This is a genomic window from Arthrobacter sp. Ha26 (genome assembly GCF_059091705.1).
In genome coordinates this window covers 26719-41408 of sequence record NZ_JBNHGX010000011.1, presented here as the reverse complement: position 1 = coordinate 41408, position 14690 = coordinate 26719, and the positions used below count along the sequence as shown (strand labels likewise).

The window sequence follows — 14690 nt, the reverse complement described above, 5'->3', positions numbered from 1 at the left end:
CGACGCCGGGGGCGTAGTGGATGGTCCCGCCCTGGAATCCCTGATAGCAGCCGCCGCCGGTCAGACCGCAGATCTCGTTGGTGACGGGGTAACCGAGCTTGCCAGTCGCTGCGCCGGTAGCTGTCCAAGTCGACCCGATCGCGCCCTGCAAATCAACAGAGTATCCGGAAACGAAGCTCTTCAGACCGCTGTAGTCGCCGTTCCAGACGTTGGAGTCTCCGGCGAACGGCCCGGTGCTGCTGTACTGCCACATGCTGTACGTTCCCCAGCTCGCTGTCGGAACCGGACCCGCGTTATTTGTGGCAGAGCTCGGATAAGCCGCGATCCAAAGGGGATAGTCGCCAAAACCCGCGGGGTTGCCGAGGCACTGGTTCCACCAGCTGGTGTTCGTGTAGATGACAGGCAGCCGGCCGGTCAGCGCTTTCATGGTGTTGCCGAAGTCCTGAACCCACGACGCGAGCTGGCCACCGGACATGTTGTAGCACGTGTTTCCAAAATAGAAACCGTTAATGGTCCTTCCTTCGTAAGGGTTGAATTCGAAGTCAAGGACGGGAGGCATTGTGTATCCGTCAGCTGACCAGCCGCCGCCGTTCTGGACGAAATAACGCGCTTGGTCGGCTCCCGAGGACCAGTTCGGGATGGCGAAGTGGTAAGCGCCCCGGATCATCCCCACATTGCGGGCGCCTTGATACTGGGAGCTGAATAAGTCGTTGGTGAAATAATTCCCTTCGGAGGCCTTAACGTAAGCGAATCGGGCACCCATGTTCCACTGCTGCTGCCAGTCGATACGGGTCTGGTGGCCACTCACGTCAAGGCCCTGTACGCCAAATGTTGGCATCCATGTGCCCTCAACGGACAGTGATTCGGCACTGAGGCGTTTTACCGCCGTCGTGTTGGAGGAGGCGGTTACACGGGCTGATCGCTGGCCCATCTCCGCGCCCTGGCCGACGGCTTCCCCCATGGTCTGTGAAGCGGTGGAAGATGGCATTGCCGTCGCGGTCGCGGTCTGTACCGGCGTCGCTGTTTCCGCCGGCAGAGTGACGGAGGACGGTGAAACCCTTGGTTCCCAGTGCTGTGGACTTGAAGAAGGGGAAGGAGTAGCCGCCGGGCTGGATTCCACTGCCTGCGCCACTCCGCTCAGTCCCATGGCTGACAGCAAGGAGCACACAAGGAAAAGGAGACCCACGGGTTTCAGGACTGGATGACGGGACTGAGACAGGTTCCGCTTCATGTATTGCTCCGGTGACAATGAGCCGTGCGCTGACGCTCATCAGGGTTGCTGTTCCGGTGGATCCCCCCAGGACTCGCCGAACAGGGACAAGTTGATAGGTAACGCGCCCAGAGTAACACTGCGTTACAGATGTGACTAGAGATATACCTGAGTGTTCTGGGGCCCATGTGATGGAACTAGGTCCAAGTCAAAACAGGCTAATCTCCTAGAGTAGGTGTCATGAAGATATTGGTCACCGGCGGTGCCGGCTACATCGGATCGCACACGACGCTCTTACTCCTTCAAGAGGGCCACGATGTAGTAGTCGTTGATAATCTGGTGAATTCAAGCCCCGAATCAATGCGCCGGGTCGAAGTGTTGACGGGCAAGCCGGTTGATTTCCGGGAGCTGGACCTACTGGACGGTGCCGCCGTCGATACGGTTTTCGCGGAGGGCGGCTTCGATGCTGTAGTGCACTTTGCGGGGCTCAAAGCGGTAGGTGAGTCCGTTGAAAAGCCCCTGATGTACTACAAGAACAACGTTGTGGGAACGCTTAACCTGTTGGAGAGCATGGAAGGAGCAGGCGTCCGCCGCCTGGTTTTCAGTTCGTCCGCCACGGTTTACGGGGCTTCGGAGGAGGTCCCGCTGATCGAAAAATCGCCGTTGGACGCCACTAATCCCTATGGCCGGACCAAAGAGCAGATCGAGGATATCCTCTCGGATCTGGGCGCTGCCAGCCCGAACTGGAGCATTGCCTTGCTGCGTTACTTCAATCCTGTGGGGGCACACGAATCCGGCCTAATCGGCGAGGACCCGCAGGGCACTCCCAACAATTTGCTGCCATTTGTGGCTCAGGTCGCTGTGGGCCGCCGCGACAAGGTGCTCGTATTCGGCAACGACTATCCTACGCCGGATGGTACCGGTGTCCGTGATTACATCCATGTCATGGATCTTGCTGCAGGTCACTTGGCTGCCCTCAAGTATGTAGCGGCGAAAGATGGTGTGTTCCGCTGGAACCTGGGGACCGGCCGTGGATCATCAGTGCTGGAAGTCATAGAGGCTTTCCGGGCGGCCGCCGGCCGGTCTATCCCCTATGAGTTTGCGCCGCGACGGCCGGGGGATGCGGCGGTCAGCTATGCCGACCCGTCTGCTGCGCTTGCGGATCTGGGTTGGTCGGCACGCAGGAATCTCCAGCAGATGTGCCAGGACCATTGGCGCTGGCAGGAAAACAACCCCATGGGATACCAGCAGACGGTCTGAACCCAATTCGGGAGGGCAACGACCGCGAGCCTGGGCTCAAGTCGGACGCCCTCAGCGGCCTTCGGGATAATTATCCACAAGTGATGAAGATATGACTTGGCAGCATGTTGTATCGTCCCTAGGCTTTACCGCAGTTGCACTGCCTCCGCCGGGGGCGGCAGTTGTATTGGGGAACTTATGGACGCGCTGGCAATTGTCGAGGACGAAGTCCGCGAGCTCATCCGTCGTCGGGGGCTTGATCCGCTGCACCAGGCCGGAGAAGTACGCCGTCTCGTTGAGGCAGCAGTAACCGACTACGACGAACGCGCACTGATGGGGCCGCTACCTCCCATCGGACCACTTGATGCCGCCCGGAAGTTCCTCTTTGACGCCGTCGCAGGATTCGGCGTGCTGCAGCCGCTGCTGGATGATCCAACCATCGAAGAGGTCTGGATCAACGCGCCCAACGAAATCTATGTCGCCAGGAACGGCGAATCGGAGCTAACCTCACTCAGCCTGACCGAGCAGCGGGTGCGGGATCTGGTGGAGCGCATGCTGAAAAGTTCCGGCCGCCGGCTGGACATGTCATCACCCTTTGTCGACGCCGCCCTGCCAGACGGGTCGAGGCTCCACGTTGTCATCCCCGATGTGACGCGCAGGCACTGGGCGGTCAACATCAGGAAGTTCGTGGTCAAAGCGAGCAGGCTTGAGCATCTGGTTGAGCTTGGCACGCTGACGCCCCAGTCCGCCCGCTTCCTTGGAGCTGCGGTTTCCAGCGGACTCAACATTCTCGTCTCCGGGGCGACGCAGGCGGGCAAAACAACGATGCTGAACTGCCTGGCAGCGAGCATCGGGAGCCGCGAACGCGTCATCACGGTGGAAGAAATTTTCGAGCTGCAATTTCCCCTGAGGGACGTCGTTGGTTTGCAGTGCCGTCAGCCGAACCTCGAAGGCGAGGGTGAAATTCCGCTGCGCCGACTCGTCAAAGAGGCACTGCGGATGCGGCCCGACCGGCTAGTGGTCGGCGAAGTCCGGGAAGCTGAGAGCCTCGACATGCTGATTGCCTTAAATTCCGGTTTGCCAGGGATGTGCACCGTCCACGCCAACTCGGCCCATGACGCCGTGACGAAGATCTGCACCCTACCACTGCTGGCAGGCGAGAATATCTCGAGCGCCTTTGTTGTCCCGACCGTCGCATCATGCATTGACCTGGTGGTGCACTGCAGCCGCAGAGCGGACGGGTGCCGGGAAGTGACCGAGATTCTCTCCCTGGGCCGCAGAGTGGAGAACGGCATCATCGAATCATCCCCGGTGTTCACCATGGTGGAAGGCGGCCTGCGGCCGCGGGCCAACTCCATGCCGGCGCAGGAAAAGTTTTTCAGGGCAGGATACGACGTCGCTGCGCTGCTGGATCCACGATGATGTCGGCTCTCCTTGGAGTAACAGCTGGCGCTGGTTTCTTCCTCATCTGGTGGTCCTTCTGGGAATCGCCGAAGCGGGCGATCCCGAAGGCCAAAGCCAGCCGTCTCTCGGACCTGCTTGCCGGGGCCGGCATTGAAAAAGTATCCGCCACTGGCCTGCTGGGCACCTGCATTGGGCTCGGACTCTTCGTCGCCCTGATCTTCTTTGCTGTCACCCGCTCCTGGCCGATCTCATGCTGCTTCGGACTCTTCGCTGCCTGGTTGCCCATCACAGTCCTGCGCTGGAGGGCCAAAAGAAGGAGTGCTTTACTTCGCACACTTTGGCCGGACGTCGTAGACCACCTGCGCTCAGCCATCCGTGCCGGGTTGCCACTTCCGGAAGCCCTCATACAGCTTGGAGACAAAGGGCCAGAGGAACTCCGGCACGTTTTCCGTGATTTCGGTGCGGATTACCGGGCGGGTGGGCAATTCGAGGCATCGCTCAACCAGCTCAAGCACAGGCTGGCTGACCCCGTTGCGGACCGGATCGTCGAAGCCCTCCGCCTGACCCGGGAAGTGGGCGGCTCGGACCTGGGCAAGCTACTGGGAACGTTGGCCGAGTTTCTGCGCGAGAATGCGCGGACGCGAAGTGAACTTGAGGCACGCCAGTCCTGGACCATCAATGCGGCAAGACTCGCAGTCGCCGCACCCTGGATCGTCATGATGCTGCTGGCCACTAGGCCGGAGGCAGTCCAGGCCTACAACACCCCGGTGGGGGCCGGAGTTCTGCTCGGTGGTTTGGTCGTCTCATTGGTCTGCTACTCAATCATGCTTCGCATCGGTACCCTTCCGCAGGACGAGAGGGTGCTGAGGTGATGGATATTTCACCAAACGCTGTTGTATGCGGGGTCCTGATGGGGACCGGACTTTGGCTCGTCATTTTCCGGTCACCCTTTATGCGTGCCGTCACGCTTTCCCAGCGCATCGAACCGCAGTTGAAGTCACAAAATCTTGAATCGAGGTTGCTTCGCGCCGTTGAACAGAACGTGACGCCGTTCGGGCCGCTGGAACGGATTCTCCGACCCTTGCTGCGTGACGGCCTGGCAATCCTCGGCAGGCTAAACCCCGTTTCGAAAACTACCGCCCGGAGACTGGCACAGGCAGGAATCCACAAGTCTCCCGTCCACTTCAGGGCAGAGCAGCTCTTGTGGGCGGCTGCTGGGTTCGCGGTCTCCGTTGTCTTTATCGTTCTCGGTGCGGCCTCAGGCCGGTTCAACCCTTTGCTGGCTGCAGCGGCTGTGGTGGGCAGTGCCATAGGTGGCTTCATGTTCCGGGACTATTGGCTTGGCCTTCAGATCAAGCGCAGGGAAACGAAGATGATGGCAGAATTCCCGAGCCTTGCCGAGCTGATGGCGCTCGCCGTCAGTGCAGGGGAGAGCGCTACCGGCGCCTTGGACAGGGTCTGCCGCAGCGCCAAGGGCGAGCTGACAAAAGAGTTCTCCAACGTCCTTGCGGAAACCAGAGCAGGCAAACCCTTGGTGCAGGCCTTGCAGGAGTTTTCAGCGCGGACAGACCTCGCACCACTTGTCCGGTTTGTGGACGGCATCGTGGTCGCCGTTGAGCGGGGCACGCCCCTGGCCGATGTGCTTCGGGCGCAGGCCCAGGACGTCCGGGATACCGCCAAGCGTGACCTGATGGAGTCGGCGGGCAAGAAAGAAATCGCCATGATGGTGCCGCTCGTATTTGGCGTGCTGCCCCTGACCGTGGTCTTTGCGGTATTTCCAGGCATCGCGGCGATCAACCTGGGTTTCTGAGTGCAAAACAAAAAGACCAAAGAACGTAAAGCCGGAAAACAAAAGCAGGAATAGGACGGAAATGATGGAGAAAATGGGGATTCGCTGCATGGTGCTGTTGCTGGCGGTCGTGGCCACGCTGCGCCCCGGGCTGGGCGCCGCAAACGGTGAAAGGACTCGGTGGGACAGGCCTCAAAGCTGGCAGTTACTCGGCGTCCCTTCCCGAAGGGCCGTATCAGCCGACAATCCCGAGAGAGGCGACGTTCCTGGCTGGGTCATGATCACTTTGATGTCCGCCGTTTTGGTTGCAGCGCTCCTGGCTCTCGCCGGTCCCGCGCTGGAAGCCATGTTCAACCAAGCGATGGACAAGGTCGGAAGCTAGGCGATGACGCCGTCCGCCCGCCGCGGGAACACGGCGCGTGTCTTGGACAGCAGACGAAAAAGTCCACGAGAGGGTGAAGTCGAGCCGGCAACCGAAGCCCGCGAACGAGGCTCGGCCGTAGTGGACTTTGTCCTCGTGGGCAGCCTGCTCACTTTGTTTTTCCTCGCGATTGTCCAACTGACCCTGGTGTTGCACGTTAGAAATACCCTGATTGATGCGGCGGCCTCAGGCGCCCGCTACGGGACACTCGCTGACCGCGGCGCTGTTGATGCCGAGGAGCGTACCCGCAGCCTGATTAAAACCGCTTTGAACGCAGGTTTCGCCGAACAGATCACCACCAGCGAGGTGTCGTTCCAGGGCCTGCGGACCCTCGAAGTAACCGTCCGGGCACCAATGCCCGTGATCGGACTTATCGGTCCCCGCGACACGCTGGAGGTGAAGGGCCATGCAGCGTTGCAGCCGTAGGACAGCAAGGGATCGCTTAAGCGCTCGGCTCCGGGAGGCGTTGGCGAGAGAACCAAGGAACAGGCGGCGGGACGGCGCCCAGCATGGCGGCCACCGGCAAGAACAAGGAAGTGCCGTCGTTGAGTTCACCTTCCTGGCTCTGCTGCTGATGGTCCCGCTCGTGTACTTCATCATCACCATGAGCCAGATCCAGGGAGGCTCTTTTGCAGTGGTCGGCGCGGCGGACCAAGCCGCCAAAGTTTACATAGCCCAGCCTGATGCCGCTACCGCGCAGGCCGCTGCCGAACAGGCAGTGGCGGTCGCACTGGCGGACTTTGGCCATCCGGACGAAGATGCGCGCGTAGCAACAACATGCACTCCGGCGGACTGCCAAACTGCAGGAAGCGCCGTCACCGTGACTGTGCGCCTCACAGTGCCGCTCCCGTTCCTGCCCTTCAGTGATGGCTTCCGGCTCAGCGCCAGCGAGGTGGAGGCGTCGTCCACTCAGCTCGTGGGCAGGTTCCGGTGAAAGCACGATGGAGGGACGAAGACGGCCAGGTGATGGTCATGATCCTGGGCTATGTCGCGTTGGCCTTGCTGGTCACCACAGTGGTCATCGGTGTTTCCTCCGTGTACCTCGAACACAAGCGCCTGCTTTCCCTGGCCGATGGCGCCTCCCTTGCTGCCGCTGACAGCTACACCTTGGGCGAGGTGGAGACGCAGGGCGGCAGCCCTTCGGCGGTGCTCAACCCCGCCAGGGTAAGGAACGTGGCAGCGGACTTCGTGTCCAGGACACCGGCGTCACAGCGCTTCAACGGGCTCGCCGTTGCAGGGGCCACGGGCACCCCGGACGGTTCCACCGCCGTCGTGGTGCTCACGGCTGTTGTGCGCCCTCCGGTCGTGAATTTCCTGATGCCGGATGGGATAGTCATCGAGGCAACCTCCACAGCGCGTTCCCGGCTCACCCGTTGACGGGCCCAGGAGCGCCCACATGCCCAACGAGGTGCTCCCGGCACGGGAGAGTCAGCCAGGTCAAGCCCAACACCGGGATGGCGTAGGCTTAAACGACCATGGCCAATATTGATTTTTCCGCAGAAATCCGCGCCCTCCGCGCCACCTACGACTCCATTGAAAGGGTCTCGGACGTAGAGGCACTGAAGGAAGACATCGCCGAACTGAGCGAGCGGGCGGGCGAACCGGACCTCTGGGACGACCCCGCAGCGGCGCAGAAAATCACGTCCCGCCTTTCACACCGCCAGTCCGAACTGGAGCGCCTTAACCGGCTTGCGGCCAGAATCGACGACCTCGAAGTCCTGGTAGAGCTCGGTCAGGATGAAGACGACGCCGATTCCATGGGGGAGGCGGCTGCCGAACTGGAGTCAATCAAGAAGGCCCTGAAGGAACTGGAAGTGGTCACCCTGCTGTCCGGTGAATACGACGAGCGCGAGGCCGTGGTCTCCATCCGGGCCGGAGCCGGCGGCGTAGATGCAGCCGACTTCGCCGAGATGCTGATGCGCATGTACCTCCGCTGGGCCGAGCGCCACGGTTACCCCACTACGGTTATGGACACTTCCTACGCGGAGGAAGCTGGCCTCAAATCGGCAACCTTTGAAGTTAAAGCCCCCTACGCCTTTGGAACCCTCAGCGTTGAAGCCGGAACCCACAGGCTCGTCAGGATCAGTCCCTTCGACAACCAAGGCCGGCGCCAGACGTCCTTCGCTGCCGTCGAAGTCATCCCGCTCATCGAGCAGACGGACTCCATCGAGATCCCGGACAATGAAATCCGCGTGGACGTGTTCCGTTCCTCAGGCCCGGGCGGCCAGTCCGTCAACACCACCGACTCCGCCGTCCGCCTGACCCACATTCCCACCGGGACGGTGGTCTCCATGCAGAACGAAAAGTCGCAGTTGCAGAACCGCGCCGCTGCCATGCGGGTTCTGCAGTCCCGGCTCCTGCTCCTCAAGAAAGAGCAGGAAGACGCCGAGAAGAAGGCGTTTGCCGGAGACGTTAAGGCATCGTGGGGTGACCAGATGCGGTCCTACGTCCTCAACCCGTACCAGATGGTTAAGGACCTGCGCACCGAACACGAAGTGGGCAACACATCCGCAGTCTTCGACGGCGAAATTGATGACTTCATCGACGCCGGCATCCGGTGGCGCACGGACAACCGCAACGCGGAGAAGTAGGACCAGCAGCGCCGGGACAACCAGCATCCTGCGACACGCCCCTTGAAACCCGCCTGATTCGCAGGTTTCCCTGCGTATAGTCGAGGGGCCGGGGCCCTACTTCCCCCAAACGAAAACCCGCGCACCGGCTGCAGAACTGGGCTGCATTTGAGAATCAGCTATGCCCTGCAGGGTACTTAGGGCCATGATCCGATTCGAAAATGTCACCAAGGTCTACGACCAAAAAGCCCGGCCTGCGCTGGACAACGTCACCCTTGAGATTGATCGCGGCGAATTCGCCTTCCTCGTCGGTGCATCAGGCTCCGGCAAGTCCACCTTCCTGCGGCTGGTCCTCAAGGAAGACAGGGCAACCTCCGGCGCCGTCTACGTTGCCGGCCAGAACGTCGCCAAGATCTCCAGCTGGCGTGTGCCGCGGCTCCGCCGGGGAATCGGCGTCGTTTTCCAGGACTTCCGGCTCCTGCCCCAGAAAAACGTCTTCGCCAACGTGGCTTTTGCCATGCAGGTTATCGGCAAGAGCCGCAGTGTCATCCGGGACACCGTGCCAGAAGTCCTGAAGACCGTGGGCCTGGAAGGCAAAGAGCACCGCATGCCACACGAACTCTCCGGCGGTGAGCAGCAGCGCGTGGCCATCGCCCGCGCCGTGGTCAACAGGCCCGGGATCCTCCTCGCCGACGAGCCCACCGGAAACCTGGACCCCACCACCTCCATGGGCATCATGGGCGTCCTGGACAAGATCAACCAAAACGGCACCACCGTGGTGATGGCCACCCACGACGACGACATCGTCAACGAAATGCGCAAGCGCGTGGTGGAACTCAGGAACGGTGTGGTCATCCGTGACGAAGCCAAGGCGCTGTACACGTCCATGATTCCGGTGGTGGGCCAGTCACGCAGGCTCAAGGATGCCAGCGGGCGGGACACCCCCGACGCCGGACAGCAGGGCGAAAGCGAGGATCAGCGATGAGGCTCGCATTCATTCTCAGCGAGATCGGCAGCGGCCTGCGACGAAACCTTTCCATGGTTGTCTCGGTCATCCTGGTCACGTTCGTCTCTCTCACCTTCGTGGGTGCGGCCGGCATGCTGCAGATGCAGATAAACCAGATGAAGGGCTACTGGTACGACAAAGTCCAGGTGGCCATCTTCCTGTGCAGTGAAGGCTCGACGGCGGCCGGTTGCGCCAGCGGGCCCGTCACCGCCGAGCAGCAGTCAAGCCTTAACGCCCTCCTGGAATCGCCGGCGGTCTCGCAGTACATCAACGACTTCCAGTACGAGTCCAAGGACGAGGCCTACAAGCACTTCAAGGACCAGTTCTCCAATTCGCCCATCGTTGACTCCGTTACGCCGGACCAGCTGCCCGCATCCTTCCGGATCAACATGAAGGACCCGGAAAAGTACCAGATCATCAGCGAGACGTTCGCCTCCCAGCCGGGCGTGGAGACCGTCATTGACCAGCGCCAGCTTCTCGAGAGGCTGTTTTCGGTCATGAACGGGGCTTCCCTGGTGGCGGTGGGCATCGCCGGTGTGATGATCGTCTGCGCCATCCTGCTGATCGCCACCACCATCCGGCTCTCCGCCTTCAGCCGGCGCCGTGAAACCGGAATCATGCGCCTGGTGGGCGCCTCGAAGACAGTGATCCAGCTGCCGTTCATCCTGGAGGGCGTCATCGCAGCAGTCATTGGCGCCGCCTTGGCCTCCGCCACCCTATGGGCCGTCGCGCACTTCTTCCTCGGCGAATACATGTCCCAGCAGTACCCGGACACAGCCTTCATCTCCTCCGGCCAGACGCTGATCCTGGCACCGGCCCTGATAATCCTTGGCGGATCCTTGGCGGGAATTTCGTCTCTCTTGACCTTGCGCCGATACCTTCGGGTCTAGGTATGCAAACCGAACAAGGAATGCCCATGAACGTAATGGATCAAACGTCCCCGCAGCGCCCACGCCCCAACAGGCGGAAGGCGCCTCGCCGCGCCGGTTTCATGAGCGCCGTGCTCGCCGTCGTCCTCACCGCGGGGCTCGCATCCTCCACCCCGGTGGCGTTCGCCGACGAGCTGGAAGACAAGCAGAAGGCGCTCGAGGCTGAGGCAGCCAGGGTCCAGCAGTCATTGGAATTCGTCGATTCGCGCATCGCCAAGGCTGCCAGCGACCTGGTCATTTACCAGGGACAGTTGCCGGGCGCCCAGCAGGCCCTCCTTGAGGCGCAGGGGCGCGTGGCCGGTGCCGTCAAGGAAGTTGAAGCGCTTTCCGCCCGTGTGGATATGGCCCAGCAGAACAAGGCCAAAATCACCCAGCAGCTTGAAACGGACAAGCAAAAGATCGCCGATACCAAGAAGCTGATCGGCCAGATCGCCACCCAGGCCTACAAGTCCGGGGGAGTGCCCTCCAACCTATCCCTGTTCTTCGGCTCGAACAACGGCGGAAGCCTCACTGAGACCATGGACCTGGCGGACCAGGCCATGCGCAGCCAGAACGCCGCCATGGACAAGCTTTCCCAGCAGAACGCCACCAACGTAAACTCCGAGGCACGCCTCCAGGCCGTCGAAGCCGAGATCAAGGACCTGAAGGCCAAAGCCGACGCTGCCCTGGAGCGGGAGAAAGTGGCCAGGGACGAAGCAGCTGCCAGGAAAGACGAAGTGGACCGGCTGATCGCCGACACCACCCGCCTGGATGCAGAGCTGCAGGCGGCTAAGCCGGGCATCCAGTCCCAGCTGGCGAGTGTGCAGGCCAGCCAGAACGCCGTCGCGGCTGAAATCGAAGAACGTGACCGGAAGCTGCGCGAGGCGTGGGAAGCAGAGCAGCGCCGGTTGGCGGCGGAGGCCGCAGCCGCGGCCGCAGCGGCAGCCGCAGCTAGGAACCAGCCGCCACCCCCCGTGCAGCCGTTTGTACCTCCTGTTGGATCGCCGTCGGCCTTTGGCCTCAGGCATCCCTTCGACGGCAACATCCCCATCACGTCCGGCTTCGGCTGGCGTGCGACGCCGCCTGGGACCATCGACTTCTACGGGCAGGGCGGCTACATGCACACAGGCCTTGACTTCGGCGCAGCCTGCGGCACACCTGTCTACGCTGCAGCGGCAGGGGAGGTTTTCAGCTCCGGTTGGAACTCTGCTGACGGCGGCGGTTGGCGGGTGAAGATCTCCCACGGCCTGATGCAGGGCAACACGCTGAACACCATCTACTATCACAACGCCAGCATTGTGGTGTCGAACGGCCAGCGGGTCTCACAGGGGCAGTTGATTGCCTACTCGGGCAATACAGGAAACTCCACCGGTTGCCATGCCCACTTCGAGACCTGGCTGAACGGTACCGCCGTGGATCCGATGGGGCTGCTCTAGCGCGGATAAGCCTGCCGTACACTGGTATGACTCCGCGCCGGCTGGCCAGGAGGACATCCGATTCTTCAACTGAGGAGCTTTCCCTTGCCTAAAGAAAGTGGCCGTAAAGTGGTGGCCACCAACCGCAAGGCCCGGCACGACTACCACGTGCTGGACACCTACGAAGCTGGAATCGCGCTGATGGGAACCGAAGTGAAGTCCCTGCGCGAAGGCCACGCCTCCATGGTGGACGGATTCTGCACCTTCTACAACGACGAACTGTGGATGGAAGCCATTCACATTCCGGAGTACAACCAGGGCAGCTGGACCAACCATGCCGCCCGGCGCCGCCGGAAGCTGCTGCTGCACCGCGAGGAGCTCATCAAGATCTCGCATAAGGTGCGCGAATCGGGCTACACGATCGTTCCGTTGCAGCTGTACTTCGTCGACGGCAGGGCAAAGGTGGAGATCGGCGTGGCCCGCGGTAAGCGCGAATACGACAAGCGGCAGACCCTGCGCGAACAGCAGGACAACCGCGAAGCACAGCGGGAAATGCGGGAGCGCAACCGCCGCCGATAGGCTGGAATGAATTCCCTGAATGATGCGTTATGATAGGTAGTCCGGCAGGCTTGCCTGCCGGTTTGGTAAAAGAATATGGGGATGATCGGTTTCGACGATGTTAGTCGCGACAGGTGAAGCGGGCCGAGGATGCAGAATTATCTCGTAAACGCTTTCTGCAAACCAATAAGTGCCGAATCTAAGCGCACTGACTTCGCTCTTGCTGCCTAAGCAGTAAGACAGTCCGTCAGCCCGAGGTTGCTATCGCCCCGGATCCTGGCGTCATTTAGATAGCCACTGCTGTTCACCTTCGTCATCGGGGTGAACGGGACTTTTAGATGACTGGGCCCGGATCAGCCAGCTGTTTGCGGCATGGCTGGGGCCGAGAAAGTCTGAAGCAAACTGCGCCCGGAGAAGCCCTGACAACACGACATCGGACGGGGGTTCAATTCCCCCCATCTCCACATTTTGCGATGGTTCCATCCTCAGGAATGGATTCATCGGAACAGCACCCCGGTCTTCGGACCGGGGTGCTTTTCTTTGCCCTCAGGAAGGCCGGACGCCCTGGCAGACGCGGGGCTGGATCCGCGCCGTTCACCCACGGCGTAGCCCGGCCGGGACTACGGATCCGCTGCCGAACGTTGTCACCGGTAGGACCCGGACGCGCAATGCCGCCGGGGTCCGGCAACCGAGGAGGTGCCCGATGAGCCAAGGGAGCGAGCCAGTTCCGCAGGCGCCCGACGTCGACGCCCTGGACTCCTATTCAGAGACAGTCATGCGCGTGGCCGCCACCGTGACGCCTCACGTTGCAGCCCTGGAAATGTCCGCCGGCCGCCGCAACGGGCGCATACGGGTCGGCGCCGGTTCCGCAGTGCTCTTCACCGAGGACGGCTACCTGCTGACCAACTCGCACGTGGTGGCCGGCACGAACCGGGGGCATGCAGTTTTCGCCGACGGCAGTCGAATGGATTTGGAGCTGGTGGGCGCCGACCCGCTGTCCGATCTCGCCGTGGTCCACGGCAGGCCGCCGCGGATTCCGCCAGCCACGTTCGGGGACGCAGAGTCCCTGCGCGTTGGCCAGTTGGTGGTGGCCGTCGGAAACCCCCTTGGTTTGGCCGGTTCCGTGACCGCCGGAGTGGTCAGCGGGCTGGGCCGGTCCATTCCGGTGTGGTCCGGCCGCAACCGTCGCGTGATTGAGGACGTCATCCAGACGGATGCCGCACTCAATCCGGGCAACTCCGGGGGAGCGCTGGCCGATACCCACAGCCGGATCGTGGGGATCAACACCGCCGTCGCCGGTGCCGGGCTGGGCCTAGCCATCCCCATCAACGCCACCACCCGGCGGATTATCTCAGCGCTGCTGGCGGACGGACGCGTACGGCGGGCCTACCTCGGCCTGGTCAGCACTCCTACGCGGCTTAGCCCGAGCGCCGTGATCAGGACCGGCCAGCGGGATGCCCTGCGGGTGGTGGAGGTGCTGCCGGGTTCTCCGGCGGACAAGGCGGGCCTGACCGGCGGCGATATCCTCCTCGCGGCCGGTGGCCGCGCGGTCAGCGACGCCGAAAGCCTGCAGAGGCTGTTGTTCGCAGACGCCATCGGCGAACCACTCCAGCTCGCCGTGTTGCGGGACGGAGCCGAAATCCATCTCATGGCAGTGCCGGAGGAAATGAACAGCAGCGGAATGTAGCGTTCCGCCTGTCCAGGAAGGGAAGGGCAGCAACCGCATTGCGGGGTGGCCCCCCGGAGAGGGAAGAGGCTTAGCCCTGACCAGCTACGTCTGCGATGCCCACGAAACGCGTGCCTACGCCGTCGAACTCGCTGCGGACGTACCCCGTGCGCAGCGGCGGAACGTCCGCGGGGTTATGGTGCGCGCAGACCACGTAGGTGAATTCCGGCCACCACTTCTTGGGGCGTGCCGCTTCCTCATAACCGCAGACGGCGCACTCCAGGTGCACCCAGACCGGCCGCTTGCCTGTCCGGTTGGCGCGGGACTGGACCAGCCACGGCGGCGGGTTGTCCATGATCTCACCAAGTTCAGCCTCGGTCATCCACTTTGGAAGGCCATGGCGCTGTGCCATTTCCATCGGTACATCCAGGGCAATGGCGGCGTCGCGTCTGCTAATCATCACCATCCACAATACGGGAGTCCGCCAAATCGCACCCGGCCGGC

General features: G+C 62.1%; 16 protein-coding genes and 1 other RNA gene. 15 read left to right on the top strand and 2 right to left on the bottom strand.

Annotated features, from left to right (window positions below; all coding sequences use genetic code 11):
* Nucleotides 1-838: GH25 family lysozyme (locus AC5RVY_RS18875; RefSeq protein ID WP_493956225.1), on the bottom strand; the 838-nt coding region annotated here is incomplete at its 3' end.
* A 612-nt stretch (nucleotides 839-1450) separates the two neighbouring features.
* Here AC5RVY_RS18875 and galE point away from each other — a divergent pair.
* The 15 genes from galE (at nucleotide 1451) to AC5RVY_RS18800 (ending at nucleotide 14207) form a co-directional block, all read left to right on the top strand.
* A complete protein-coding gene (gene galE / locus AC5RVY_RS18870) occupies nucleotides 1451-2470 on the top strand; it encodes a UDP-glucose 4-epimerase GalE (protein WP_493956220.1) in 1020 nt (339 codons plus the stop codon).
* 177 nt (nucleotides 2471-2647) lie between these two features.
* Nucleotides 2648-3871, top strand: coding sequence for a TadA family conjugal transfer-associated ATPase (locus AC5RVY_RS18865; RefSeq protein ID WP_493956219.1), 1224 nt, complete (start codon nucleotides 2648-2650; stop codon nucleotides 3869-3871).
* Nucleotides 3868-4725, top strand: coding sequence for a type II secretion system F family protein (locus AC5RVY_RS18860; RefSeq protein ID WP_493956218.1), 858 nt, complete (start codon nucleotides 3868-3870; stop codon nucleotides 4723-4725). Before AC5RVY_RS18865 ends, AC5RVY_RS18860 begins: the two co-directional genes overlap by 4 nt.
* Nucleotides 4725-5663, top strand: a complete 939-nt coding sequence (locus AC5RVY_RS18855) for a type II secretion system F family protein (protein WP_493956217.1) — start codon at nucleotides 4725-4727, stop codon at nucleotides 5661-5663. Before AC5RVY_RS18860 ends, AC5RVY_RS18855 begins: the two co-directional genes overlap by 1 nt.
* An 88-nt stretch (nucleotides 5664-5751) precedes the next feature.
* The gene (locus AC5RVY_RS18850; protein WP_493956224.1) at nucleotides 5752-6024 is read left to right on the top strand and encodes a hypothetical protein; all 273 of its coding nucleotides are present in this window, start codon (nucleotides 5752-5754) and stop codon (nucleotides 6022-6024) included.
* Between the two features lie 120 nt (nucleotides 6025-6144).
* Nucleotides 6145-6489 carry a TadE family protein gene (locus AC5RVY_RS18845; protein WP_493956216.1) on the top strand — a complete coding sequence of 115 codons (345 nt, stop codon included), beginning with the start codon at nucleotides 6145-6147 and terminating at the stop codon, nucleotides 6487-6489.
* Nucleotides 6470-6997 carry a hypothetical protein gene (locus AC5RVY_RS18840; RefSeq protein WP_493956215.1) on the top strand — a complete coding sequence of 176 codons (528 nt, stop codon included), beginning with the start codon at nucleotides 6470-6472 and terminating at the stop codon, nucleotides 6995-6997. The genes AC5RVY_RS18845 and AC5RVY_RS18840 overlap by 20 nt, the downstream gene beginning before the upstream one ends.
* 32 nt (nucleotides 6998-7029) lie before the next feature.
* Entirely contained in the window at nucleotides 7030-7440 is a 411-nt protein-coding gene (locus AC5RVY_RS18835) for a pilus assembly protein TadG-related protein (RefSeq protein WP_493956223.1), read from the top strand.
* 98 nt (nucleotides 7441-7538) lie between these two features.
* Nucleotides 7539-8654, top strand: coding sequence for a peptide chain release factor 2 (gene prfB, locus AC5RVY_RS18830; RefSeq protein WP_493956214.1), 1116 nt, complete (start codon nucleotides 7539-7541; stop codon nucleotides 8652-8654).
* A gap of 184 nt (nucleotides 8655-8838) precedes the next feature.
* The gene (ftsE, locus tag AC5RVY_RS18825) at nucleotides 8839-9618 is read left to right on the top strand and encodes a cell division ATP-binding protein FtsE (RefSeq protein ID WP_493956213.1); all 780 of its coding nucleotides are present in this window, start codon (nucleotides 8839-8841) and stop codon (nucleotides 9616-9618) included.
* Complete coding sequence (gene ftsX, locus AC5RVY_RS18820) at nucleotides 9615-10529, top strand: permease-like cell division protein FtsX (RefSeq protein ID WP_493956212.1); 915 nt, start codon at nucleotides 9615-9617, stop codon at nucleotides 10527-10529. The genes ftsE and ftsX overlap by 4 nt, the downstream gene beginning before the upstream one ends.
* A 26-nt stretch (nucleotides 10530-10555) precedes the next feature.
* Nucleotides 10556-11983, top strand: a complete 1428-nt coding sequence (locus AC5RVY_RS18815; RefSeq protein WP_493956211.1) for a peptidoglycan DD-metalloendopeptidase family protein — start codon at nucleotides 10556-10558, stop codon at nucleotides 11981-11983.
* Nucleotides 11984-12067: 84 nt separating this feature from the next.
* Nucleotides 12068-12541 (top strand): SsrA-binding protein SmpB, encoded by a 474-nt coding sequence (gene smpB, locus AC5RVY_RS18810; protein ID WP_050054575.1) that lies wholly within the window; start codon nucleotides 12068-12070, stop codon nucleotides 12539-12541.
* Nucleotides 12542-12618: 77 nt separating this feature from the next.
* Nucleotides 12619-12987, top strand: a transfer-messenger RNA (tmRNA) gene (ssrA, locus tag AC5RVY_RS18805).
* 236 nt (nucleotides 12988-13223) lie between these two features.
* Nucleotides 13224-14207, top strand: coding sequence for a S1C family serine protease (locus tag AC5RVY_RS18800; RefSeq protein ID WP_493956210.1), 984 nt, complete (start codon nucleotides 13224-13226; stop codon nucleotides 14205-14207).
* Between the two features lie 70 nt (nucleotides 14208-14277).
* On the opposite strand, the gene AC5RVY_RS18795 is transcribed toward AC5RVY_RS18800, so the two are convergent.
* A complete protein-coding gene (locus AC5RVY_RS18795) occupies nucleotides 14278-14646 on the bottom strand; it encodes a hypothetical protein (RefSeq protein WP_493956209.1) in 369 nt (122 codons plus the stop codon).
* Nucleotides 14647-14690 lie beyond the last annotated feature (44 nt).

What these genes read in the sequence shown, in the direction of transcription:
- AC5RVY_RS18855 (WP_493956217.1), top strand. Translation starts at nt 4,725, where the DNA reads ATGGATATTTCACCAAACGCTGTTGTATGCGGGGTCCTGATGGGGACC.
- AC5RVY_RS18815 (WP_493956211.1), top strand. Translation starts at nt 10,556, where the DNA reads ATGAACGTAATGGATCAAACGTCCCCGCAGCGCCCACGCCCCAACAGG.
- AC5RVY_RS18835 (WP_493956223.1), top strand. Translation starts at nt 7,030, where the DNA reads ATGGTCATGATCCTGGGCTATGTCGCGTTGGCCTTGCTGGTCACCACA.
- AC5RVY_RS18865 (WP_493956219.1), top strand. Translation starts at nt 2,648, where the DNA reads ATGGACGCGCTGGCAATTGTCGAGGACGAAGTCCGCGAGCTCATCCGT.
- galE (WP_493956220.1), top strand. Translation starts at nt 1,451, where the DNA reads ATGAAGATATTGGTCACCGGCGGTGCCGGCTACATCGGATCGCACACG.
- ftsX (WP_493956212.1), top strand. Translation starts at nt 9,615, where the DNA reads ATGAGGCTCGCATTCATTCTCAGCGAGATCGGCAGCGGCCTGCGACGA.
- prfB (WP_493956214.1), top strand. Translation starts at nt 7,539, where the DNA reads ATGGCCAATATTGATTTTTCCGCAGAAATCCGCGCCCTCCGCGCCACC.
- AC5RVY_RS18840 (WP_493956215.1), top strand. Translation starts at nt 6,470, where the DNA reads ATGCAGCGTTGCAGCCGTAGGACAGCAAGGGATCGCTTAAGCGCTCGG.
- AC5RVY_RS18860 (WP_493956218.1), top strand. Translation starts at nt 3,868, where the DNA reads ATGATGTCGGCTCTCCTTGGAGTAACAGCTGGCGCTGGTTTCTTCCTC.
- AC5RVY_RS18800 (WP_493956210.1), top strand. Translation starts at nt 13,224, where the DNA reads ATGAGCCAAGGGAGCGAGCCAGTTCCGCAGGCGCCCGACGTCGACGCC.
- AC5RVY_RS18850 (WP_493956224.1), top strand. Translation starts at nt 5,752, where the DNA reads ATGGTGCTGTTGCTGGCGGTCGTGGCCACGCTGCGCCCCGGGCTGGGC.
- ftsE (WP_493956213.1), top strand. Translation starts at nt 8,839, where the DNA reads ATGATCCGATTCGAAAATGTCACCAAGGTCTACGACCAAAAAGCCCGG.
- AC5RVY_RS18795 (WP_493956209.1), bottom strand. Translation starts at nt 14,646, where the DNA reads ATGATTAGCAGACGCGACGCCGCCATTGCCCTGGATGTACCGATGGAA.